20 protein-coding genes are annotated in these 22,710 nt (G+C 67.1%); 13 read left to right on the top strand and 7 right to left on the bottom strand.

The genetic code is table 11. The annotated features are described in order from the left end of the window. Positions 1-67 precede the first annotated feature (67 nt). Genes F7O44_RS20700 through F7O44_RS20665 form a run of 8 tightly spaced genes read left to right on the top strand, consistent with a single transcriptional unit; the run spans position 68 to position 11,121 of the window. Positions 68-1,678, top strand: coding sequence for an ABC transporter substrate-binding protein (locus F7O44_RS20700; RefSeq protein WP_162452166.1), 1,611 nt, complete (start codon positions 68-70; stop codon positions 1,676-1,678). A 42-nt stretch (positions 1,679-1,720) separates the two neighbouring features. After that, the gene (locus F7O44_RS20695) at positions 1,721-2,668 is read left to right on the top strand and encodes an ABC transporter permease (RefSeq protein ID WP_162452165.1); all 948 of its coding nucleotides are present in this window, start codon (positions 1,721-1,723) and stop codon (positions 2,666-2,668) included. After that, entirely contained in the window at positions 2,665-3,582 is a 918-nt protein-coding gene (locus tag F7O44_RS29700) for an ABC transporter permease (RefSeq protein WP_222851546.1), read from the top strand. The genes F7O44_RS20695 and F7O44_RS29700 overlap by 4 nt, the downstream gene beginning before the upstream one ends. Then, entirely contained in the window at positions 3,579-5,810 is a 2,232-nt protein-coding gene (locus F7O44_RS29695; RefSeq protein ID WP_222851545.1) for a dipeptide ABC transporter ATP-binding protein, read from the top strand. The genes F7O44_RS29700 and F7O44_RS29695 overlap by 4 nt, the downstream gene beginning before the upstream one ends. 7 nt (positions 5,811-5,817) lie before the next feature. Continuing rightward, positions 5,818-6,507, top strand: a complete 690-nt coding sequence (locus F7O44_RS20680; protein ID WP_162452164.1) for an alpha/beta fold hydrolase — start codon at positions 5,818-5,820, stop codon at positions 6,505-6,507. Continuing rightward, positions 6,507-8,081 carry a sulfatase family protein gene (locus tag F7O44_RS20675; RefSeq protein WP_162452163.1) on the top strand — a complete coding sequence of 525 codons (1,575 nt, stop codon included), beginning with the start codon at positions 6,507-6,509 and terminating at the stop codon, positions 8,079-8,081. Before F7O44_RS20680 ends, F7O44_RS20675 begins: the two co-directional genes overlap by 1 nt. Then, complete coding sequence (locus tag F7O44_RS20670; RefSeq protein ID WP_162452162.1) at positions 8,078-9,697, top strand: sulfatase-like hydrolase/transferase; 1,620 nt, start codon at positions 8,078-8,080, stop codon at positions 9,695-9,697. Before F7O44_RS20675 ends, F7O44_RS20670 begins: the two co-directional genes overlap by 4 nt. Before the next feature lie 8 nt (positions 9,698-9,705). Continuing rightward, positions 9,706-11,121 (top strand): sulfatase family protein, encoded by a 1,416-nt coding sequence (locus F7O44_RS20665; RefSeq protein WP_162452161.1) that lies wholly within the window; start codon positions 9,706-9,708, stop codon positions 11,119-11,121. Between the two features lie 73 nt (positions 11,122-11,194). On the opposite strand, the gene F7O44_RS20660 is transcribed toward F7O44_RS20665, so the two are convergent. The 3 genes from F7O44_RS20660 to F7O44_RS20650 all read right to left on the bottom strand — a co-directional run bounded on the left by F7O44_RS20660 (position 11,195) and on the right by F7O44_RS20650 (position 13,355). Beyond that, entirely contained in the window at positions 11,195-11,869 is a 675-nt protein-coding gene (locus tag F7O44_RS20660) for a TetR/AcrR family transcriptional regulator (RefSeq protein WP_162452160.1), read from the bottom strand. After that, positions 11,859-12,836, bottom strand: a complete 978-nt coding sequence (locus F7O44_RS20655) for an alpha/beta fold hydrolase (protein ID WP_162452159.1) — start codon at positions 12,834-12,836, stop codon at positions 11,859-11,861. The genes F7O44_RS20660 and F7O44_RS20655 overlap by 11 nt, the downstream gene beginning before the upstream one ends. Positions 12,837-12,956: 120 nt before the next feature. Further along, a complete protein-coding gene (locus F7O44_RS20650; RefSeq protein ID WP_162452158.1) occupies positions 12,957-13,355 on the bottom strand; it encodes a heavy metal-responsive transcriptional regulator in 399 nt (132 codons plus the stop codon). 94 nt (positions 13,356-13,449) lie between these two features. Between F7O44_RS20650 and F7O44_RS20645 the strand changes: the two genes are divergently transcribed. Then, on the top strand, positions 13,450-13,746 hold the full coding sequence (locus F7O44_RS20645; protein WP_162452157.1) for a thioredoxin family protein: 297 nt from the start codon (positions 13,450-13,452) through the stop codon (positions 13,744-13,746). Between the two features lie 41 nt (positions 13,747-13,787). Here the strand turns inward: F7O44_RS20645 and F7O44_RS20640 are convergent, their stop codons facing one another. Together F7O44_RS20640 and F7O44_RS20635 are read right to left on the bottom strand one after the other, a co-directional pair. Then, on the bottom strand, positions 13,788-14,573 hold the full coding sequence (locus F7O44_RS20640) for a helix-turn-helix domain-containing GNAT family N-acetyltransferase (RefSeq protein WP_246221298.1): 786 nt from the start codon (positions 14,571-14,573) through the stop codon (positions 13,788-13,790). A 177-nt stretch (positions 14,574-14,750) separates the two neighbouring features. Beyond that, a complete protein-coding gene (locus F7O44_RS20635) occupies positions 14,751-15,929 on the bottom strand; it encodes an MFS transporter (protein WP_162452155.1) in 1,179 nt (392 codons plus the stop codon). A gap of 61 nt (positions 15,930-15,990) precedes the next feature. Between F7O44_RS20635 and F7O44_RS20630 the strand changes: the two genes are divergently transcribed. Then, the gene (locus F7O44_RS20630) at positions 15,991-16,374 is read left to right on the top strand and encodes a MerR family transcriptional regulator (RefSeq protein ID WP_162452154.1); all 384 of its coding nucleotides are present in this window, start codon (positions 15,991-15,993) and stop codon (positions 16,372-16,374) included. A gap of 16 nt (positions 16,375-16,390) precedes the next feature. On the opposite strand, the gene F7O44_RS20625 is transcribed toward F7O44_RS20630, so the two are convergent. Beyond that, positions 16,391-17,092, bottom strand: a complete 702-nt coding sequence (locus tag F7O44_RS20625) for an NAD(P)-dependent oxidoreductase (RefSeq protein WP_222851544.1) — start codon at positions 17,090-17,092, stop codon at positions 16,391-16,393. A gap of 162 nt (positions 17,093-17,254) precedes the next feature. On the opposite strand from F7O44_RS20625, the gene F7O44_RS20620 reads away from it, so the two are divergent. Next, on the top strand, positions 17,255-18,124 hold the full coding sequence (locus tag F7O44_RS20620) for a sigma-70 family RNA polymerase sigma factor (protein WP_162452153.1): 870 nt from the start codon (positions 17,255-17,257) through the stop codon (positions 18,122-18,124). A 43-nt stretch (positions 18,125-18,167) separates the two neighbouring features. Here the strand turns inward: F7O44_RS20620 and qcrB are convergent, their stop codons facing one another. After that, entirely contained in the window at positions 18,168-19,832 is a 1,665-nt protein-coding gene (gene qcrB / locus F7O44_RS20615; protein WP_425501403.1) for a cytochrome bc1 complex cytochrome b subunit, read from the bottom strand. Between the two features lie 209 nt (positions 19,833-20,041). On the opposite strand from qcrB, the gene F7O44_RS20610 reads away from it, so the two are divergent. Together F7O44_RS20610 and F7O44_RS20605 are read left to right on the top strand one after the other, a co-directional pair. Continuing rightward, positions 20,042-21,769, top strand: coding sequence for a bifunctional 3'-5' exonuclease/DNA polymerase (locus F7O44_RS20610; protein WP_162452151.1), 1,728 nt, complete (start codon positions 20,042-20,044; stop codon positions 21,767-21,769). Further along, complete coding sequence (locus F7O44_RS20605) at positions 21,766-22,683, top strand: SMP-30/gluconolactonase/LRE family protein (protein ID WP_222851543.1); 918 nt, start codon at positions 21,766-21,768, stop codon at positions 22,681-22,683. Before F7O44_RS20610 ends, F7O44_RS20605 begins: the two co-directional genes overlap by 4 nt. The last annotated feature ends 27 nt before the right edge of the window (positions 22,684-22,710 follow it).

The raw sequence follows: 22,710 nt of genomic DNA, 5'->3' as shown, positions 1-22,710 counted from the left end.
CAATACCCCTGCTGACCGCGCTGGGCCGGTATCAGGCCGCGCGAGAAATGAGTGAGGTGGTCCACAGATGTACCCAACAGGACAGTTCAAAGTGACCGGTCGAGTGCGGGACAACAACGCGCTGTCCCGGCGCGCCTTCCTCGGCGCGGTCTCGGCGATGGGATTCGTCGCCGTCTCCGGGTGCCGCTCAGCCGTCGAAGAGGCGGAGAGCGCCGACGACGCAGCCACCGGCGACGTCGGCGGGAACCCTGTCAGCGGCGGCACCCTCGTGACGTCCGTGGTGGCCGAGCCGGTGCCGGGCGCCTACAACACCGGGCGACCGGGGAACATCTTCTGGTGCCGCAGCGTCCTGGAGACCCTCACCCTCGTCGATGACAACTACGAGGTGATCCCCGTCCTGGCTACCGAATGGGAGTTCCAGGACGGCAACCAGCGGCTTGTGCTTCGGCTGCGCGAAGGCGTCACGTACCACTCCGGGCGGGACTTCACCTCGGAGGACGTGCTCTTCGCCGTAGACAACGCCAGGGAGCGCGGCGGTCTGTCGGAGATGGCCGGCGTCCTGAGCGAGTGGGAGGTAGAGGCGACGGGCGACTACGAGGTCGTCATCAGCTCGCCGACGCCGCTGCAGGAGATTGCCTTCGACGTTCTGGACACACTGCCGATGATCGACCACGAGACCTATGAGGGCTTGGAGGACGGTTCCGAGGTCATCGGGACCGGGCCCTTCGTCTGGTCGGAGTACACCGCCGGCACCGAGCTCAAGCTCACCCGCAATGACTCGTACTGGGACTCTGAGCTGCCGTACCTGGACGCCGTCGAGATCACGGTCATCGGTGATTCGACCGCACAGTTGTCCGCGTTGCGCTCCGGTCGCGCGCAGATGAGCTCCGGAATGACCACCCAGGACATACAGACCGTCGTCGACGACGAGAACTTCCGCCTCATCGCCAACCACGGACTGGTGTACGCGTTCGGCTTCGACGTGACGCTGCCGCCGTTCGACGACGTCCGGGTCCGGCAGGCCGTCGGATACGCGATCGACCGGGAACGGATCGTCGAGCAGGTCATGGGCGGCGTGGCCCAGGCCACGAGCCTGCCGTGGGTCGACAGCGCGACCGGCTATCCGGCGGATCTAGCCGATACGTATACCTACGACCCGGACCGGGCACAGCAGATGATCGAGGAGGCCGGAGCAGCCGGGGCAGCGGTCACGATCGCGATCCACGCCCAGCCGGCCCCGCGCGGCGTCTACCAGATCGTGGCCCGCGATCTTGAGGCGGCGGGCCTCAACGTCTCGGTCGAGGAGTACTCCATCCCGGACTTCGAGCCGCGCAGGTCTGCCAACGAGCTCGGGCAGATGTTCCACATCTGGAGCGCGACCGTGGGGCAAGCGCCCGCGCTCATGGTCAACTCGCTTCCCGAGCTGCGGCCTGAAGGCAACACGGGTCATTACGACGACGACGAGTACAAGCGACTCGTGGAGGAGCTCGTCAACAGCCCCGACGACGAGGCGACCACCGCTGCACTGCGTGCCCTGTCGGAGCATCTGCTGGACGCGGCGTTCTTTCTCCCGTTCGTCATATCCCCGGCCACAAGTGTGCGCTCCGACGCGCTGAAGGACCAGCTGATCGGCAAGTACGGCCGCTCGTTCGGGGCTGCGTACCTCGAGGACGCCTGATGTGTCCACGGCCGATCAGGAACCCCCTGGACGGATGAGACCATGATCCGTTTTCTGCTGAGACGTGCGCCGTCGGTCCTGCTGGTACTGGGGGCCACGAGCGTGATCGCGTTCCTGTTGCCGCGGCTGGCACCTGGTGACGCGGCGGCTGTGGCCGCCGGTCCCGACGCGTCGGCGGAGCAGATCGAGGTGCTGCGAGCGCAGATGGGGCTGGACCGGCCGCTGCTGGAGCAGTACTTCAGCTGGATCGGCGGGCTGCTCACCGGCGACTTGGGGCAGTCGCTGCAGTTCAAGCGGCCCGTGGCCGAGCTGATCGGGGACCGGATCGGTAGCACGCTGGAGTTGACGATCGCGGCGATGCTGATCCTGACGGTGGTAGGCATCGGCGTGGGTGTCTTCGGTGGATCGGCGCGGTCGCGGTTGTCCCAGCTGACGGCTGACGCGACCAACACGCTGCTGCTGGCGACACCGCCGTTCCTGGCCGGACTGTTGCTGATCATCGTCCTTGGCGTCGCGTTCCCGGTGCTGCCGATCAGCGGCGAGGTGGCGGTGCTCGACGATCCGGTGATCGGTCTGCAGTATCTGCTCCTCCCAGCGGTGGCGCTCGCGGTGCCGATGTCCGCGGGCGTGGCCAGGCTGGTGCAGTCGTCGATGCACAACGTCTGGCAGCAGGATTTCGTGGATCTGGCGGTGGCCAAGGGGGTCCCGCGGCGGCGGATCAGCGTGCGGCACGTGGTCCGCAACAGTCTCGGACCGGCCGTGGTGGCGCTCGGCATGCGGTTCGGAGACATGCTCGCCGGCGCCGTCGTCATCGAGATGATCTTCGCCCGGAACGGCATCGGCCAACTAGCCGTGACGGGTGTGCAGAACGCGGACTACAACCTGGTGCAAGTGATCATCGTCGGTGCTGTGCTCATCGCCGTGCTGATGCAGCTCATGACCGAGATGGTCCTCGCTGGCCTGGACCCACGTGTCCGGTTGGGGGCATGACCATGGCGACGAACACCACAACCGTGAACGGACCAACGGACGGCACGGGTAGTCCCGACGCGCTCGGGCGGTCGCCCTCCAGGCGATCAGGTGCCGGCGCGTTCCGCCGGTATGCCGCGGCTCTGAAGCGCCCACGCGGTGCGGCCGGAGCCGGCCTGCTCGCCCTACTCATCCTGGCGGTCGTCCTGGCGCCGGTGCTCTTTCCGGCTGGTTACGACGATCAGAGCAGTGGCGCGCTCGCCGGGCCCTCAGCACGTCACTGGCTCGGGACCGACGAGCTGGGGCGGGACATCCTGGCGCGGACCGTGTTCGGTCTGCGTACGGACATCAGCCTGCTGCTCACGGCGGTGCCGCTGAGTGCGGCCCTTGGCACCGTGATGGGCCTGGCCGGAGTGATCGCACGCTGGCTGGGCACCGGCATGCAACGCCTGCTCGACATCATCCTCGGATTCCCCGGGCTGATCCTGGGAATGACGATCGTGCTGATGATCGGCACCGGCTGGCTGTCGTTGTTCCTGGCCATCCTGGTGGTCGGCCTGCCGAGCTTCGGCCGGCAGGCACGAGCCGGGCTGCTGGTGGAGCAGGAACGGGAGTATGTTCTGGCCGCCAGGGTGCTGGGTGTGCGCAAACGCACCGTCATGTTGCGCCATGTGTTGCCGAACATCCTCGATCCGATCGTGGTGAGCGCCTCGGTGTTCATGGTGGTCGCGATCTTCATCGAGGCCGGGCTGAGCATCGTCGGGCTGGGAATCGCGCCACCGGTGCCGTCGCTGGGCGCGATGCTCAACACCGGCGCCCGTTACGTGGAGGTGCACCCGGCGTACATCATCGGGCCCGGTCTGGTGCTGCTCCTGCTCGCACTTGCCTTCACCCTGCTCTCCGACGCGTTGAACAAGGCGGTGCTGAAACGATGAACACGCCGTTGCTGCGGGTGCGCGGGCTGCGCACCGAGTTCGCGACCGATACCGGAACCGTCCGCGCGGTCAACGACGTGGACCTGACGCTGCACGGCGGCAAGGTGCTCGGTGTGGTCGGGGAATCAGGGTCGGGAAAGTCGGTGACGGCCCGGTCGATCATGCGGATGGTGCATCCGCCCGGCCGCATCGTCGCCGGGGAGGTCCTGTTCAACGGTCGCGATCTGCGTGGGCTGACCCAGGATCAGATGCGCGAGGTCCGCGGCCGTGAGATCGCGATGGTCTTCCAGGACCCGCAGTCGGCGCTCAACCCGGTGATGACCGTGGGGGACCAGATCGCCGAAGCGCTGATCGTGCACGGCACGGGCAAACGCGCCGCACATGTTCACGCGCTGGAGCTCCTCGAGCAGGTCGGCATCCCGGATGCGAAGCGGCGGATCGGCGAGTACCCACACCAATTCTCCGGCGGGATGCGCCAGCGTGTGGTGATCGCGATCGCGCTGGCCAGCTCCCCGAAACTGCTGATCGCCGACGAGCCGACCACCGCGCTGGACGTGACCATCCAGGCGCAGATCCTGCGCCTGCTCGCTCGCCTGAAAGACGAACTCGGCGTCGCGGTGCTGATGATCACTCATGACATGGGCGTCGTGGCCGAGACTTGCGACGACGTCGTTGTGATGTACGGCGGGCGGGTGGTCGAGCGTGGTTCTGCCGAGGAGCTGTTCACACGCCAGGAGCATCCGTACACGGCCGACCTGCTCAAGGCGATGCCACGGATCGACGACGGGGACGACGGCACACGCACCCAAGGGCTGCCCGCCATCCCTGGCGCGCCACCCGATCCAGCCGAGTTGCCCAGCGGATGTGCGTTCCACCCGCGTTGCCGGCTGGCCGAGGAGCACTGCCGGACCGAGGTGCCGCAGCTACTCGCTCGCGACAGTGAGGGCGATGCTCCCGGTATCCGTGCCGCCGCCTGCTGGGTCACCCAGCGCGGCGACGCGATCCCGCCGCTGGAGTCGCCTCCCGCTGTTGGGTCGCCCGGCGACGGGAAGCCCTCCCCGCCCGCGGACTCGCTCGTTCCTCGCTCGCCGATGCCCGACCGAACCATGGAGGGCTTCCCGTCGCCGGGCTCGGCTTCGCGGTCCGGCGACCCGTCGGGTTCGGTTCCGCGATCTGGTGATGCCGGTTCGGGTTCCCTGGCGCCTCTGCTGGTGATCGAGGACCTGCGGGTGAACGTGGCCTCGGACCGGCGCAGCCTCTTCGGCCGGCCGGATCCGGTCTACGCCGTGGACGGAGTCAGTCTCGCGGTGGCCGGCGGTGAGACGCTGGGCCTGGTCGGCGAGTCCGGGTGCGGGAAATCGACGCTGGCCCGCACTGTGGTGGGGATCAACCAGCCGTCGTCGGGGGCAATCCGGATAGGTCCTGAACGGGTGGACGCCTCGACACCCAATGGTGCGAACACGCTCCGGTCGACTGTGCAGTACGTGTTCCAGGATCCCTACGCCTCGCTCAATCCACGCCGCACGGTCCGGCAGTCACTGGACGAGGCACTAGAGATGCGCGGGGTGCCCCGGGCTGAACGGGCCGCCGAGGCAGGCGAGCTCATCCGGCGAGTCGGGCTCAATGACAGGCACCTCGACCGCTACCCACACGCCTTCTCCGGTGGGCAACGCCAGCGCATCGGCATCGCCCGGGCGCTCGCGGTTCAGCCACAGGTGCTGATCTGCGACGAGCCCGTCTCCGCGCTGGACGTCTCCATCCAGGCCCAGATCATCAACTTGCTGGAGACGCTCCGCGACGAGCTCGGCCTCGGGTACCTGTTCATCGCCCACGACCTCTCCGTCGTCCGGCACCTGTCCGACCGGGTCGCGGTCATGTATCTGGGCAAGATCGTCGAGTCCGGACCGGTCGAGGCCGTGTACGCCGCGCCACAGCATCCGTACACGGTCGCGCTGATGTCGTCGTCGCCGATTCCGTCCATAGCGACGCGTGAGCGGGAACGTCTCGTCTTGACCGGGGATCTCCCCAGCCCCAAGAACCCGCCGTCCGGCTGCCGGTTCCGGACGCGATGTCCCATTGGGCCGATCACGAACCCGGAGCGGCAGATCTGCGTGGAGAAGGCGCCGGTGCTGGCCGAGACGCCGAGCGGGCAGCTCGCCGCCTGCCACTTCGCCGGCGAAATGTCGATGTCCGCGCTGGCGACGGCCGGCAGCCACGAGAAGGAGTAGGAGCAAGATGCGACTGCACACGCGCACCTGGGGCGACAGGGACCGAACCGCCCTGCTGGTTCACGGCATCATGTCCGACTCGCGCACCTGGCATCGGGTCGCGCCGAAGATCGCCGAACAGGGCTATCGGGTCATCGGTGTGGATCTGCGTGGGCACGGCCAGAGCGGCCGTGGCCGCTATACGCCGCAGGACTGGGCCGATGACCTCGTGGAATCGTTGCCCGAAGGCATCGACGTCGCGATCGGCCACTCGCTCGGCGCGGTGGCGCTCGCACTGGCCGTCGATCGGCTGCGTCCGGCTCGTGTTGTCTACGGCGATCCGGCCTTTCTGGTCGACGGCCGAAACGGCGACCCGCGCCAGTTCAGGCAGTTCAAACATGCGACGCGAGAGGACATCGTCGCACGCAGCCCACGATGGAGCTCGGAGGACGTCGACACCGAACTGGCGACACTGCGCGACTGGGACCCGGACACGGTCGAGGGCGCGGCTTTGATCGCCGGCGCGGACGTCGTGCCCCTGGATCCCGTCGTGCCGTCGCTGGTGCTGCTCGCGACGGAGAGCCACTTCTTCTCCGAAGCGACCGCCGGCAAGTTGCGGCAACGGGGTTTGCAGGTGCGGATCGTGCCCGGCGTTGGCCACACGATCCACCGCGATGATCTCGACGCCTTCGTCGGTGCGCTGGAGGGATGGATCTGATGCGGATCATCTACGTCGACGTCGACACGCTCCGGGCCGATCACACCCAGCCGTACGGATATCGGCGGCCGACCACGCCGAATCTTCAGGCGCTTGCGGACCGGGGCGTCGTCTTCGACCGGTATTACTGCTCCGACTCACCATGCGCGCCGTCCAGGACCGCGTTGACCAGCGGGCAGTTCGGCATCACCAACGGCGTGATCGGGCATTTCGGCGAGGCGGCCCGCTTCCGGCTGGACCCGGGCCACGGTCCCGACCCCCACCGCCCGATGCTCGGACAGCGGCTGCAACAACACGGGTATTACACGGCGGCGGTCTCGATGTTCGCCGAGCGGCACCGCGCGTACCACTTCTGCGGCAACTTCCGGGAGAACATCCGCGCCACCGGAGCTCTCAACGATGAGGAAGCGCACGACATCAACCGGGTGGCCGTGGACTGGCTGCGCCGGCACGCGGACGAGGACAACTGGTATCTGCACCTGACTTACTGGGAGCCACATACCAACTACCTCACCGGGGCGGAATGGGCAGCGCGAGCGGCCGCCTCGGACCCGCCTCCCGCGTGGCCCGACCAGGCCGCGATCGACGCCCATTCCGAGGTATACGGCCCGCGCAGTGCCCTGGACCTGCATTACTTCGGGGCCCAGTGGAAGTCGCCCGCGCCGGACACCATGCCAGACGCGATCCGGACCCGTGCCGACTTCGAGCACCTCATCAATGGGTTCGATGGCGCGATCATGTACTGGGACCATTACTTCGGGCAGTTGATGGCCACGCTGGAGGAGCTCGGGATCGCCGATGAGACCGCGATCATCGTCAGCGCGGACCATGGGGAGTCGTTCGGAGAGAATGGCTCCTACGCCGAGCATGGCCTCGCCAACGAACCCACCCACCGGCTTCCCCTGGTGGTGTACTGGCCCGGTGTCACCGACGACCTGCCGGATGAAGCCCGGCGCTGTGACAGCCTGCTGTACAACATCGACTTCGCGCCGACGCTGTGCGAGATGCTCGGAGCCCCCGTTCCCGACGGCTGGCAGGGGGAATCGTTCGCACCGGCGATCCGCGGCGAGCGGATCGGGTCCCGTGATTATCTGGTGCTCGGCCACGGGGCCCACACGTACCAGCGTGCGGTGCGCACCCGCGACCACATGTATATCCGTACGTATCATCCGGGCGCGTTCCGCGCGGAGTGGGAGCAGCTGTTCGACGTCACAGCCGACCCGCACCTGACTCGCGACCTGGTGCACGAGAAGCCGGACCTTGCCGCCGAGATGCGCAGCCACCTGGCCGAGTGGTGGCACCACTATGCCGGGCGGCCGGGTGCGCTGCCCGATCCGATGCTCACGACGCTGCAAACGGGCCCGACGTACTACAACGACCCCGCGCGCTACGCCCAGCACTTGAGGCATACCGGGCGGGCCCATCTGGCCGACGACCTCGAGCAGCGCCTGGCAGCCACGACACCGACCACGCCGATCTCCTGGCATGCGCCCGACGTCGCCTGGCCTCCCGGTCGCCACGAGAACCTCATGCGCAGGCTGGGACGGTCGATGAGCACGCAGGACAGCCGGTGAGTCCGCCCGGGAAGCAGCCGAACGTCGTTCTCGTCCTCGCCGACGATCTCGGCTATTCCGACCTGGGCTGCTACGGCAGCGAGATCGCGACGCCGAACCTCGACGCGCTGGCCGACGGCGGGGTGCGGATGCGGCATTTCACGACGACGGCCCGGTGCAGCCCGTCGCGGGCGTCGTTGCTCACCGGCTTGCACCCGCACCAGGCCGGCATCGGCGTACTGACGGATGACGACGGGCCGGGCGGATACCCGGGGAACTTGAACGACCGGTGCGTGACGATCGCCGAAGCGCTCGGCGCGGCCGGTTACGCGACGTACATGAGCGGCAAGTGGCACGTCTCGCACGAGAAGGACGAGCCGTCGGCGGCCTGGCCGACCAGACGCGGGTTCGAGCGCTTCTTCGGCACGCTGGACGGCGGCGGCAACTACTTCGCCCCGGCCGGGCTGCACCGAGGCGAGGAAGACATCTCGCACGAGGCGCGGGACGACCCGCACTTCTACTACACGGACGCCATCAGCGACAACGCGGCGGCGTTCATCCGGGAGCATGCCGCCGGGCAGGGCGAGCGGCCGTTCTTCTGCTACGTGGCCTACACCGCGCCGCACTTCCCGCTGCACGCCAGGGACTCCGACATCGCCGCCTATGCGGGACGGTATGCCGAGGGCTGGGATGTGGTCCGCCAGCGCCGCTTTTCCAGGATGCGCGAGCTGGGCGTCGTCGGTGAGAAGACGGAGCTGAGCCCGCGGGATCCACAGGTTTCGGCCTGGGAGGACGCCGAGGACAAAGACTGGGAGCAGCGGCGCATGGAGGTGTATGCGGCCATGGTGGAGGTCATGGATCGCGGGATCGGGCGGATCGTGGACGAGTTGCGTGACACCGGGCAGCTCGATAACACGGCATTCGTCTTCCTCTCCGACAACGGCGGCTCCGCGGAGGACCTACCTGCCAGTCTCGGCACCGACTACGCGAACCGGGGACCGAAGATCATCCCGGCTGCGACCACCGACGGCCGGGCGGTCCGGGTAGGGCAGGATCCGCGTTACCCGCCTGGGGGTGAGGACACGTTCATGTTCGCCGGGCGGGCGTGGGCCAACGTGTCCAACGCGCCGTTCCGGCTGCACAAGCGCTGGATCCATGAGGGCGGAATCGCCTCGCCGTTCATCGTCCATTGGCCGGACGGGCTGGCAGAGCGGGCCGGTACCGTCGTCGACGCGCCGCACTACCTGCCGGACATCATGCCGACGCTGCTGGAAGTCGCGGACGCGGCCTACCCAGACACGTATTCCGGGCGGGAGGTCTTGCCGCTCGAAGGGATCAGCATGCTCGGGTCATGGCGGGGTAAGCCGGGCTACGAGCAACGCTGCCAGTTCTACGAGCACATCGGCAACGCCGCGGTCCGGCGCGGGCCGTGGAAGCTCGCCCGGGAGTATCCGGGCGACTGGGAGCTCTACGACGTGGACGTTGACCCGACGGAGCTGCACGATCTCGCAGGGGAGCGACCCGGCCTGGTGCGAGAGCTTGCTTACGAGTGGGCGGCGTGGGCAGCGCGCTGCGGCGTCGTGCCCCGCGAACGGATTCTGGAACTGGCCCGATGGGGCCTCACCACAGAGAGTTGAGGTTCGACATGTCGATGGATGGTGCGCACCGCCCGGCCAATGTGATCTGGGTGATCACCGATCAGATGCGGGCGCAGGCCACCGGCTATGCGGGGGATCCGAACGTGTTCACCCCCAACCTCGACCGGCTTGCCGCCGAGGGGGCCAACTTCACCCGTGCGGTCTCCGGCGCGCCGCTGTGCTGCCCGTTCCGCGGGGCGATGGTGACCGGACGCTACCCGCACAACAACGGCGTGACTGGGCATGGGGATCCGCTGCCGGACGGCTCCCTGACCGTGGCCCATGCGTTCCGTGACGCGGGTTACCGGACGTGTTACATCGGCAAGTGGCATCTCGACGGCAATAGCCCCGAGCGAGGCTCGGTGATGCCGGGAGACGACATCCGGCACCGGATGATCCCGCCGGAGCGTCGCGGCGGCTTCGAGGACTGGTGGGCTTACGAGAACGGTAATCAGCCGTTCGACTGCATAATCCACACCGACAAGGGCGGAACCCCACAGGGGGTGCCCGTGCTCGATTCGGCCGACGGGATGGAGCACTTCCGAGTTCCCGGCTTCGAGGCGGACGGACTGACCGACATCCTGCTCGGCTGGCTCGGAACGCAGGTGGCCGACCGTCCCGAGCAGCCCTTCTTCGCTGTTCTCTCGATGCAGCCGCCGCACAACCCGTACACCGCTCCGGCCGAGGCGATGGCCCGGCACACGCCGGGCGACGTACGGCTGCGGCCGAACGTGCCGGATATCAGGGACGTGACCGAGCGAGCCCGCCGCGACCTGGCCGGCTACTACGCGGGAATCGAGCAGATCGACGACAACGTGGGGCGCATCCGGGCGTCGCTCGACGAACTCGGCTTGACTGAGAACACCTATCTGGTGTTCTTCAGTGACCATGGCGACATGCACGGCTCGCACGGCCAGTGGCGCAAGACCGGGCCCTGGGAGGAATCGATCCGCATCCCCTTCCTGATCGGCGGGCCGAGCCGGGAACATCAGAACTCGAACCGGCCGGATGTGCCGGTCAACCACGTAGACATCGCACCGACGTCGCTGGGCTTGTGCGGCCTTCCGGTGCCGGCGCAGATGGAAGGCACCGACTACAGCGCGGTGGTGACCACGCCCGGTATCCGGCCCCCAGTGTGGGACGGGCCTCCCGATAGCGCCTACCTGGGCATCCCGGTGGCGCCGCGGCACCCGCAGAGTGTCGGCCAGGCATGGCGCGGAATCGTCACCCGCGACAACTGGAAGTACGCCTGTTTCGAGGGACAACCCTGGCTGCTGTTCAACCTCGATGACGACCCGTACGAGTTCGTCAACCTGGCGCACGATCCCGCGTACTACGCGATCCGCGCTGGGTTGCATGAACGCTTGCGGCAATGGGCCGACCAGACCGGGGACACCTTCGACCTGCCTGCTCTAGAACGCTGACAGCGGAAGGTCGGCTTCGCGTTCCCGCTGAGCGATGACACACTTCGACCGACGAGCACGGCTGACCAGATCTTCACGGCCGCTGCTGAGAACTAGCGGCGGACTCAGGCGGGCCGCCCGTGTTGCCGTGCCGGGCTGCGTCGGCGAGATCCTTACCGATGAAGGCGGGTGAGACAATGTCGAGCACCGCGTCGCTGACCTGGGACATTCCGTCCGGGGATAGGGTATCGATGGCCATGGCCCGTGAGAGCTGTTCGTGCAGGACAACTACCCCCAGTTTCATGGCGGTGAACACCGCTGCACGGTTGCGGGTCGATTGCCCCGCGGTCGCTCCCTGGCCTGTCAGGTGGGCTTCGGTGAGGGCGACGGATTGGTCGAACAGAGTGGTCGCCGCGGGCCATCCGTCGGTGAGGGCCCGGGCCAGGTAGCGCAGGACTACCGGAGCCGTCCGACGTGTCTCGGCGACGAACGCCGGGTCGGCCAACGCCTGCTCGGTCACGCCACGGGCCACACCTTGGCGCAGCTGTTGCATCACGTATGCGTCGCAGGCTTTCCGGAGGCCTTCCTTGGTGCCGAAATGGTGTTGGACCAGGCTCGGCGACACACCCGCTGCCCGCGCCACACCGCGGATGGTGGTGGCCGTGCTGCCTCGTTCGGCGAACTGGGCTAGGGCTACGTGACGGATCCGGGCGCGTGCGGTCAGGTCCGCAAGACTCGCTTCGACGGATGCCGACGCCTCAGTCGACATCGGGCCCCCGGACGGTCGAGATCGGCCGTATCAGCCAGCCGCATACTGCTTCGATGTACGCGTCGGGGTGTTCCAATGGCGCGGCGTGACCGGCGGACTCCAGGACCTGCAGGTGCCAGTCGGGCCGCCGCTGAAGCACGTGGTCGATGACCTCACGAGCCACCAACCGGTCCTGATCGCCCCAGACCAGCAGCACAGGCGCTGATACCCGGTCGATCGCCGCCAGCATGCGGCGTTGGGACACGAATGCCGCGGATGTGGCAGAGGCGAAAGCAGTCACCGCGTACGCAAGCCGGGCCGGATGGTTGGGGACTTCGCGCATCTGGTCGGCCGCGAGGGCGATGCTCTCGGGGGCGGCCCGGGTCATGTCTCCACCGAACGACTGCCCTGCCGCGGCCAGTTGTTCCGGGTCGGTCAGGTACCGCAGTTTGGTGTCCACCAGCCGGCGGCCCCAGGCCCACACGAGCATCCGGGCGATCACCGGTCCCACGGTCAGCACCAGCCGCCCGAGGGTCTGCCAGCCGAATCGTTCGAGTCTCCGCATAGGCACGGGCATCAGCGAATCCACTATGACCAGGCGGTCGACCCGGCCCGGGTGCTCGGCGGCGAACCGGAGCCCGGCCATGCCGCCCATGGACAGCCCGTGCAACGTCATCCGGTCCAGGAACACGACGTTGGCAGCCAGCCGCGCCTGGCAGGCACGGCCGATCGTGGTCTCGCCGAAGATCGACCCGGGTAGGTCGGGTGCGATGACTGGCCCGAACGCGGTGAGCGACGTGATCACGTCCAGCCAGACCGTGCCGCTGCCAGCCAGTCCATGCAACAACAGCTGGGGCGACGTCTCGGGGCGGGCGTCCGGGCTGGTGTCGGCCAGGAGCATGTGGACCCGCCGGCCGTCCAGGTCCAATGTCTCGCTGCGGATCCCGTCCCAGCGAGGACACCTCTCACCCCAGTTGCGGTACTGCACGGCATTCTCCTCGCTGATGTAGCAGCGACAGACAATACGAATGAACAGACTACTGTACGACCGTACAGCGCCATGCTCCGCTGCGATATTCAGATGACGTCGTGCGGAACGCGCCTGCCGTCATCTCGTGCTCGGCTGGATGACGTCGCAGTAACCGGCACATTCGGTTGGATCGAGTCGAGCGGTGCGTTCGGCTAGTTCGGTCAGCACGCGACGGGTCCGCTGGAGTTCGGCGATACGCTGTTCCACCTCCGCGAGGCGCTGATCGATCAGCCTGCCGACGTGCTCACACGGGCGGTTGCCGCTGTCGCTTATCCCGAGGATCTGCCAGATGTCGCGTAGCCCGAACCCGGCCGCTTGGGCGGCGTGGATAAAGCCGATTCGGTCCGCCATCTGATCTGGATAGTCCCGGTACCCGTTGGGCGTGCGCGGTGGCTCCGGCAGAAGGCCGGCGTCCTCGTAGAAGCGGAGCGTCTTGGTCGTGGTGCCGGTGCGTTTCGCGAGTTCGCCGATCAGCATGACGACTCCAATAGGAGTTGACCTTCCAGTGCACTGGAACGTCTAGCGTAGTTCGCGGGTGACGCGAAGAGCGAAGCGGACGAGAGGAATCGCAATGGACGTGCAACTGCTGTACTTCGACGGTTGCCCCAACTGGCGAATTATGGACGAGCGCCTGCGTGCGCTCGCCGAAGAGATTGGCTTCACGATTGCCTACCGCGCCGTGGAAACACTGGAGGAAGCCCAGAAGCTGGGATTCCGTGGTTCTCCGACCGTCCTGGTCGACCGCCGGGATCTGTTCCCCGGCGACGACGGGCGAGTGGGGCTGGCCTGTCGGATGTATCAGACACCTGAAGGGCTTGCCGGATCACCTGTGCTGGACGAGCTAAGAGCGGCATTGAGCCGGCGTTGACCACGATGTCAGTTGGCGTGGCGCGGCCTGATCGGTCGTTCTCATAGTGTCTTGGCGTACCACTGATGCGTGTGGGCAACCTTGGCGTATGGGTGCGTCGGCGCGTATCCCGGCGCCTGGTACATGCTGATGGCCTCGCGCAGGACGTCGTGTGTTCCAAGGCAGAGCGTGCGGGCGCCGAGCCCGTAGGCTTGTTCTTCCAGAGCAGTGATCAGGCGGCGGCCGACGCCGATCCGTCTGGCGCTGGGATGAACCCACATGTGGCGGATCTCGCCGGCGTCGGACCGCAGCATATGGACGGCACCGCAGCCGATCGGCTGCTCCTCCTCCGTCGCACACAACAAAATCCCATGCGGTGGTGTGAGCGCGTCCGGACCAAGAAGATCGTCGTCGTCGTAGCCTTCCGGAAACCGCTGCCGCAGTTCATGGGCATACTGGGTCAGGCAATGCCGCGCGATTTCGGACGCGGGGTCGGCCGGAGCCACGGTCACTGCTGCGAGCCGGAGCAGGCCGTGGAGCCGGCCCATCGTGGAGATCAACTGCTGACGTTCCACGTCGCCGAGCTGAGTCAGGAGTTCGTCCGCAGCCTCGGTGGCACGGCGGTTGAGTTCGTCCAACTGGTCAACCCCGAGGTTGGTCAGGCGCACGACTCTCGCTCGGCCGTCGCGTTGATCGGGCTTCACGGTGATAAGGGCCTGCTCCTCCAGCGAGCGCAGTAGGCGACTCAGATAGCCGGAATCCAGGCCGAGCCGCGAACGCAGTACGGCCACGCGGCACCCGCCATCCGCGGTTTCACCGTGATTGGCGCTTTCTCCGATCTCGAACAGCAGCCGGGCCTCGCCGAGAGCGGGCGGCGCTGACCGAGGTACCGGTCGGTCAGCAGACCCATGCGGCGGGTGTAGGTCCGATTGAAGTCCCGAACTCGATCAGCCATCCGCACCATGGAGCCAAATTATCTGATAAAAGTCAGCTATCCCGCAAGCGCTTTCGCAGCCGCCCGGTCATCACCGGCGTCTGTCCGCTAGGCGGCGGGCTCGACCTCCTGGATTGGTGGCCGACACGCCGACGAGGGTGAGCAGCATGCCGCAGATGGTGAATACTGCCGCAACGAGATAGATCGGCCGCGGTCCTGCGCCGGAGTCAGCGATGAACCCGCCGAGTAAGCCTGCGCAGGCTGCGGCGACCTGGTAACCGGATGCGTTGACCGCCATGGCAAGGGTTGGCGCCTCCGATGCCGCATGCATCACGCGAGTTTGCATTCCGGGAATGATGGCGAATCCGAGTCCGCCGAGCAGGACTACCGCCACAGCGGTCGGCGCCGGCGTAAGTGCGATGACCCAGGTGCCAGTGAGTACGGCGGCAAGCAGCCCCAGCAGCATGGGTTGGAACGTCCGCGGATTCCTGTCGTAAAGAGTCCCACCCACGAGGTTGCCGACCGTGGCTCCGACGCCGTACCCGAGCAGGAGAAGCGGCAACCGGCCATCGGGATGACCGGCAAGACCGGTCAGCAAGGGCGCCAGGTAGATAAACACCATGAGGATGCCGACGTTGCCCACCGCGGTGATGGCCAGCGCTAACAGCACAGGTCGCCGCCGGAGCACGCGCAGTTCGGCGACAGCGGAGCCGCGGGACTCCTCATTCGGTGGTGTGATCAGCTGCGATACCAGCCCGAAGCCGGCCAGGCACGCCAAACCAATAGCCCAGAACGTAGCCCGCCACCCCCACACGCCGCCGATGGCGGTGCCGATCGGCGCGCCGAGGATCATGGCAAGGTTCATCCCGAATGCCAGCCTGGCCACAGTGCTGGCCGCCTTTTCGCGCGGTGCCGAACGAACCGCGACCACAATCGCCTGGGCGAAGAACGTCGACGTCACAAGTGCCGTGACCAGGCGGGAAACGAGGAGCCAGGTGAAGTTGGGTGCGAGCGCGGAGAGCACGTTCCCCGCAACAGCGACACCTAGCAAGATCAACATCAACCGCTTGCGGTCCGAGCCAGCGGTGAGTGCGGTCAGGATCGGTCCGCCGATGATCATCCCGGAGGCATACGCGGTGACCAGCAGTCCCGCGGTACCGACGCTGATCGCCAGATCCCCGGCAACCTCGGGAAGGATCCCCGCCACGACAAACTCGCCGGTGGTGATGCTGAAGACGCAGAACATGAGAACGGCCAGGCGGAGTAACATGCTGGCACGGTAAAGTCTGACGTCCACGTGAGAGTCAAGTCGACAACGCATTGAGACACCCATGAAGATTGGCGAACTGTCGCAACGGACCGGAGTCAGCGTGCGGGCGTTGCGGTACTACGAGGAGAAGGGTGCGTTGAAGCCGCGCCGGACTCCGAGTGGTTATCGGATTTTCGACGACCACGCCGTGCGGACCGTCGGCCAGATCCAGACCCTGCTGTCTGCCGGCTTGGGCCTGGACATCATCAGCGAGATTCTTGCGTGCATGTCGGACGATTCGCCCATGCTCGACGGTTGTCGGGAACGTCTTCTGGGTGAACGCCAGCGCATGACCGCCGACCTCGAGCGGATCGGCTCCGCAGTGTCAATGCTCAACACGTTGCTCGACGAGCCCGAACCTGGTTCAGCCGGCCGTCGAATCGCGAGCCGGCCTCCAGCGTGGTGACCGGTCAGCGACGGCGTCACCTGCCCTTGATGTTCTCCCGCCAGATCTGCGTGACCAGGCGGGGCGTGCCCTCGGTGGTGTTCACGGCGACGACACGGCGCAGGTAGCGCCGGTCGGTGAGCTGCGCGAGCATGGCGGCTGCCAGGTCTGGACGAGCGGTGTACATGCCTGTGGGTGTGCCTGTGACCAGCTGGTAGGCGCTGACGGCAGCTGCGTCGAACAACCACGACGAGCGCACAATTGTCCACTCCACACCACTACCGGTGACTTGTGACTCCATGCGGGCCATATCGTCGTAGGTCGTTCGCCCGGGCAACCGCATGAGTAGCGGCTCCATCGCGCGGGTGAACAGCCACGAGTCTCTGGCTCGGTACGCAGGATCGAGCGGTGCTGAGCTGACCACGACCAGGCGTCGCACGCCATGGATATCCATCGCACCGAGCACATTGGCGATCCCGGCGGAATAGATCGAGATCGGCTTCAGGCTGTAGGGCACCCCCAGTGCGGACGCCACAGCGTCGGCACCCGCAACGGCCTTCTCGACAGCGGTGGTGTTAGTGGCGTCGGCGACTATCACCCGCAGGCCAGCCCTCGGCCGGATGCTGTCGGGGCGGCGTGTCACGGCGATCACCTCGTGGCCGGCGGGAATGGCCTGAGCGATGAGACGGCGACCGGTCCGGCCGGAAGCACCGAAGAGGGCGATTCGTATGCCGGTCACGATGCCGCTCCGTCCATCTTGCGGGTCACGGTGCCGAGGCGGCTGTACGCGGGCGCAGGTTGATCGATTCGTGGTTGCATGATGGGAATGCTCCTCAGACGTCACGATCCGCCGGGGTGGCGGGTCATTACCATGACCCGTCGCGGCGAAGGGATGTGACCAATGGGTGCGGACCTGACTGATGAGTTCGAGGAGCGCCGGGATCGGCTGCGCGCTCTCGCGATCCGGATGCTGGGAACCCGCGATGAGGCGGAGGATGCTGTTCAGGAGACGTGGATGCGTCTCGACCGTGCCGGTGGGCAGGGTATAGACAACCTCGACGGTTGGCTCACGACCGTGACAGCGCGGATCTGCCTCAACAGGCTGCGTTCTCGCAGGACAAGAACGGAGGTCCCGCTCGACCGCCATGTGCCTGATCCGGTAGTGCATCGTGTCGATGCCGTCGGCCCCGACGAGGAAGCGATCCTGGCTGACGAGGTCGGCGCGGCTCTACTGCTCGTCCTCGATGCGCTGACTCCGCCCGAACGGCTGGCTTTCGTACTGCATGATGTCTTCGCGGTGCCCTTCGACGAGATCGCCACGATGATCGAACGCACACCTGACGCGGCACGTCAGCTGGCCAGCCGTGCGCGGCGACGCGTCAGGGGAGCTACGGTTCCCGACGCCGACATGTCTAGCCAGCGCAGGGTCGTCGACGCCTTCTTCGCCGCAGCCCGCGACGGCGACTTCGCTCGGCTCGTATCCGTTCTCCATCCGGATGTCGTGCTGCATTCCGACGGCGGTGCCGCACGACAGCCGCTGTCTGTGATTGTGCGCGGATCCGGTGAGGTGGCGCGCCGCGCGTTGTGGTTTGCCATCCCCAACGCGGTCCTCCACCCGGTGCTGGTCAATGGCCGCGCTGGAGTTGTGGTGATGCTCAGCGCAAAGCCGTTCGTGTTGATGGGTTTCACGGTTGTCGCTGAGGCGATCACCGTCATCGAGGTACTCGCCGACCCCGAACGCATCAGGCGACTCGACTTTCCCACCTTGTAGCTCGAACCGCCGGGGCTGTCGCCTACGTATCCGCCTGGCTGGCTCAACCCTGGATCTCCTGGTGTCGCTCGTGTGCCGCGCTGAGTTCTGCCGTCGTCGGTTTCTGGATCACATCGGCGAAGTAGAACCTGGATATGCGGGCCCGGCGCAGGTTCTTCTTGTAGGCCGGATTCGGGATGCCGTGCTTGTCCGTGGGAGGCCCGGGGTCGAACGGGACGTGGTGTTCGTGGGCGGTGAGGGTGTAGGCCTCAGCGGCGGATAGTGCTGTGTGGCGTTCGGTGAACTCGCCTTCGGGGCTGACGACGATGACGCCGGACTCGCGACCATGCAAGACTCTGTCTCGGTCACGACGTTGCAGGCCGAGACAGATCCGTTTGGTGATCCAGAACGCCAGCGGCGGTCCGAGGATGACACTGAGCTGCAGGAACCGTGAGACCCAGTTGACCGGGATGTTCAGCACGCTGGCGAAGAGGTCGTTCCCGCCGGCGATCCACAGCAGTACGTAGCAGACGATGAACCCGACGATGAGACCGGAGCGGACCGGGACGTTACGGGGGCGGTCGAGCACGTGGTGCTCACGGGTGTCGCCGGTGATCTTCCGTTCGATCCAGGGATACAACGCCAGCACGGTGACGATGAGGCCTGGGAGGACGGCGGCCGGGATCAGGACGCTGAGCGCCAGCTCTGACCCGAAGACGTCGATCTTCCATGCGGGCATGATGCGTAGTGCGCCGTCGAGGAAACCGATGTACCAGTCCGGTTGAGTTCCGGCACTGACCGACGCCGGATCGTAGGGCCCCCAGAGCCAGAGCGGGTTGATCTGGATCGTCGCCGCCATCACGATGATGAAGCCGAAGACGATGAACATGAAGCCGCCGGCCTTGGTCATGTACATCGGGAAGAACGGGTAGCCCACCACGTTCTTCTCGGACCGGCCCGGGCCGCCCCAGTGGGTGTGTTTCTGGTACCACAACAGGACCAGATGCAACGCGAGCAGCGCCAGAATCACCCCCGGCACCAGCAGGATGTGGAACACGTAGAACCGGGAAATGATGTCTTCTCCGGGGAACTCGCCGCCGAAGATGAAATAGGACAGGTAAGTTCCCACCACTGGCACCGCCAGTATTCCGCCTTCGACGATCCGAAGGCCGGTACCGGACAGCAGGTCGTCGGGCAGCGAGTAGCCGAAGAACCCGTTGGTGATGCCGAGAACCAGCAAGCTGAGCCCTACCAGCCAGTTCAGCTCGCGTGGCTTGCGAAACGACCCGGTGAAAAGATGCCGCAGCATGTGTGCCGCCATGGCGGCGATGAAAACCAGGGTGGACCAGTGGTGGACTTGGCGCATCAGCAGGCCACCGCGGACCTCGAAGGAAAGGTTGAGCGTAGAGGCGTAGGCCTCCGAGACCACCAGGCCGCGCAAGGGCACGTAGGCGCCTTCATAGGTGACGTGTGCCATCGACGGCTTGAACCAGAACGTGAGAAAGATCCCGGACAGAATGACCAAGAGCAGGCTCCACATGGCGATTTCGCCGAGCAGGAAGGACCAATGGTCCGGGAAGACCTTCCGCAGGTTCCGCTTCAGCCAATTACTTGCTCTGATCCGTTCGTCGAAGAAATTGACCAGCTTGCCTGCCTGCTCGATGGCTGGATGTGTGCTGGCGCCGGCCTTTTCGTGAGTTCGCGTCGTGGTGCTCATGGCTGCGTCCATTGATTCGCGTCACCAAAGGTCCGCGCGCTGTCAACAACCGGGTGACCCATACCCGTCTCGCCTTCCGTGCTGCCGCGTTTCGTTCATAAACAAGACGGAGGGGTACTCGGGAATGTGACATCGCCCGGCGCGGCCGGGGCGTGCGGAACAACCGGCCTCGAGCTCAGGCTGGCGCATAGTCTGTCGGTCGCAGGCGGCAGTATGGGCGCATGCAGCCCGTCGTCGCCTCCGAGCCTGATGGCTCGGTGCGTGTTCGCGGTCTGCGCGTCAAGGACGCAGAACGGCGCGTCGGGGCAACCGCGCTGGCGGGCGTGGTGCGCGCAGCCGAATCCGACGCGGCCGCGATGCCTCGATGGACATGGAGCGACACCAACCGGTGGTATCCGTTGCTGCTGGCGGCCGGCGTGCGGATCGAGCGGGCCCACGACCTCCGGTTGGCACACCGGATCTTGCGGCATTCGGTGCCGGGCGCCACGTTGTCGTCGGAGCAGTGGGACACGATGCCGCCGGCGGCGCTGACCAATGGTGCGCTCGGCGCGGCAGGTCACGAGCCGGCGACGTTGTTCGGTGCCCCGGGACCGATCGAAGAGGCCGTGGAGCCGGATCCGCTCGCGGAGCTCGATGCCCAGCGGGCGGCCGTCGCAGGTTCTTGCGAGGCGGCGCGGTTGCGCTTGCTCCTGGCGGCGGAGTCCGCGGGCGCGCTGGTGGCCGTCGAGATGTACCACGCCGGGGTGCCGTGGCGGGCTGAGATCCATGAGGACATCCTCACCGAGGCGCTCGGCCCGCGGCCGCGAGCGGGAGAGAGGCCGGCGCGCCTGGAGGACCTTGCCGGCCGGATCCGCGCGGCGCTGGACGCTCCGGCAGGGTTGAACCTGGACTCTCCCCGGGACCTTCTCCGGGCGATGGATCACGCCGGTGTGGGTGCGCGCAGCTTGCGCAAGTGGGAGTTGGAGCGGCTTGACCACCCGGTGATCGAACCGCTGCTCGAATACAAATCGCTGTTCCGGTTGATGACCGCCAATGGGTGGGCCTGGCTTGATGCGTGGGTGCGTGACGGGCGGTTGCGCAGCGAGTATGTCGTGGGTGGTGTGGTGACCGGCCGGTGGGCGTCGCGTGGCGGGGGAGCGCTGCAACTCCCGAAGAGCGTGCGCCGGGCGGTGGTCGCCGATCCCGGCTGGATGTTCGTCGTCGCCGATGCCGCGCAGATCGAGCCGAGGGTGCTGGCGGGGATGGCCGGTGACGAGGCGATGGCGGCTGCCGGGCGCGGTGCCGACGGCCGGGGTGCTGACTTGTACGAGGGGATCGTGGCCTCCGGTGCCGTAGCCACCCGGGAACTGGCCAAGGTCGGGATGCTTGGGGCGATGTACGGCGGGACCACCGGGTCCAGCGGCCAGGTGCTGCCACGGCTGGCGCGGGCCTTTCCCCGCTCGCTGGCCTTCGTGGACGAGGCTGCCCGGGCCGGGGAGCGTGGTGAGGTGGTCACCACGCACCTGGGCCGCAGTTCGCCGCCGCCGGGCGCGAGCTGGCACGAAACGCAGTCCGGGGCTTACCAGGACGGTGCTGGAGAGGCTGAGGCGGCGCGGGCCAGGTCTTCTGCCCGCTCGTGGGGGCGGTTCACCCGCAACTTCGTGGTGCAGGGCACGGCCGCGGAGTGGGCCATGTGCTGGATGGCGTCCATCCGGCGGCGCTTGTGGGCATTGGGGCAGGTGCCCGATGCTATCGACGGGCAGGTGCCGGAGCCGTTCGCTGCTCGGCCCCACCTTGTGCTCTTCCTGCACGACGAGGTCGTGATCCACACGCCGTCGGCGCTGGCCGAGGTCGTCGCCGACGAAGTACGGGCCGCCGCGGATGAGGCGGGACGGCTGCTGTTCGGCGACTTCCCCGTCAAATTCCCGCTGAGCGTCTCGGTGGCTGGCTCCTACGCCCAGGTGAAGTGATCGCGGTAGCGTTCGCGTACCGCCAGCCGGATATGAACACCGTGATGGGAGCCGAACACACCATGAAGGTCGAACAGCTCACCCCGCCGGTATGCGAGCACGGCGAAGGCCCGGCGTACTCACCGCGGTGGGCCGGCCCGCGCTGGGTGGACATGCTCGCCGGGGACATCCTCGAGATGGACGCCACCGGCGCGATCAGCCGGCGAAACGTCGGCGCGGTGGCCGCCGTGATCCGGGCACGCCGAGGCGGTGGCTGGATCGTCGCGGAGGAACGGCGCCTCGCGATCGCCGACGACGACTCCCTGACCGCACCCCTCCAGCAGTGGCCGCAGCTGTGGAGGGATACCCAGGTGCGCAACAACGAAGGCGGATGTGACCCAGACGGCAACCTCTACCTCGGATCGATGGCGTACGAGGCCACCCCCGGGGCCGGCACGCTCTACCGCATCGACCGCGCGGGGCGTGCCGAGGCGGTGGTGGACGCGGTGACCATCTCCAACGGGATCGGCTGGTCGCCCGACGGGTCGCGTGCGTATTACATCGACACCTCCACTGGCCGCATCGACGTCTTCGACTGGTCAAGTGACACCGGGCTGTCCGGCCGGCGCGAGTGGGCGTCGGCGCCGGGGGGTCCGGACGGCCTCGCCGTCGACGCCGAGGGCGGTGTCTGGGTGGCGATGTACGGCGGCTCGGCGATTCGCCGCTATGACTCCGACGGCCGGTTGGACCACGTGGTCGAGCTTCCGGTCCGGCAGCCGACAGCGGTGGCGTTCGTCGGCGACGAGCTGCGGGATCTGGTGATCACGACGTCGCGGCACCGGTTGGGCAACTCGGCGGAACCGGAGGCCGGTGCTCTTTTCGGTATCCGCGACGTCGGTGTGCGTGGCCTGCCGCTGCACGAGTTCGGGGGTTGAACCCTCAGCTCTTGCCGCGCTCGCCGA

This window comes from Phytoactinopolyspora mesophila, from assembly GCF_010122465.1.
Taxonomy (GTDB): domain Bacteria; phylum Actinomycetota; class Actinomycetes; order Jiangellales; family Jiangellaceae; genus Phytoactinopolyspora; species Phytoactinopolyspora mesophila.
The sequence above is the reverse complement of the archived record's forward strand: the minus strand, read 5'-3'. Positions and strand labels throughout refer to the sequence as shown.